Annotated in this window: 1 protein-coding gene; it reads right to left on the minus strand. The window is 61.3% G+C overall.

Translation table 11 applies throughout. The features are described 5' to 3' along the window. Positions 1-990 (minus strand): elongation factor Tu (gene tuf / locus WA237_RS18635; RefSeq protein ID WP_336099485.1); only part of this gene is annotated, 990 nt, incomplete at its 5' end.

The raw sequence follows: 990 nt of genomic DNA on the forward strand, positions 1-990 counted from the left end.
TTATTCGATGATTTTCGAGACGACGCCAGCGCCGACGGTACGACCGCCTTCACGGATGGCGAAGCGCAGACCGTCTTCCATAGCAATCGGCGCGATCAGCTCAACTTCGAATTTCAGGTTGTCGCCCGGCATCACCATCTCGGTGCCCGACGGCAGGTTCACGGTCCCGGTCACGTCCGTCGTACGGAAGTAGAACTGCGGACGGTAGTTCGCGAAGAACGGCGTGTGACGGCCACCTTCGTCCTTGGTGAGGATGTAGGCCTCAGCTTCGAACTTGGTGTGCGGTGTCACCGAACCCGGCTTACACAGAACCTGACCACGCTCAACGCCTTCACGGTCGATGCCGCGCAGCAGCGCGCCGATGTTGTCGCCAGCTTCCCCACGGTCGAGCAGCTTGCGGAACATTTCAACACCCGTGCAGGTGGTTTTCTGCGTGTCGCGGATGCCGACGATTTCGATCTCGTCGCCCACGTTGATCACGCCACGTTCCACACGACCGGTCACAACCGTACCACGACCCGAGATCGAGAACACGTCTTCGACCGGCATCAGGAAGGGCTGATCCACGGCACGCGCCGGGGTCGGGATGTACTCGTCCACAGCTGCCATCAGCTCGCGGATTTTCTCTTCGCCGATTTCCGGGTTGTTGCCTTCCATCGCCGCCAGGGCCGAACCCGCGATGATCGGAATGTCGTCGCCCGGGTAGTCGTAGGAGCTCAGCAGTTCGCGGATTTCCATTTCCACCAGCTCGAGCAGTTCCTCGTCGTCGACCTGGTCAACCTTGTTCATGAACACGACCATGTAGGGGATGCCCACCTGACGGCCGAGCAGGATGTGCTCGCGGGTCTGGGGCATCGGGCCGTCGGCTGCGTTCACAACCAGGATCGCGCCGTCCATCTGCGCCGCACCGGTGATCATGTTCTTCACATAGTCAGCGTGGCCGGGGCAGTCGACGTGGGCGTAGTGACGGGTGTCGGTCTCGTATTCCAC

This window comes from Roseovarius sp. CH_XMU1461 (assembly GCF_037027165.1).
Taxonomy (GTDB): domain Bacteria; phylum Pseudomonadota; class Alphaproteobacteria; order Rhodobacterales; family Rhodobacteraceae; genus Roseovarius; species Roseovarius nubinhibens.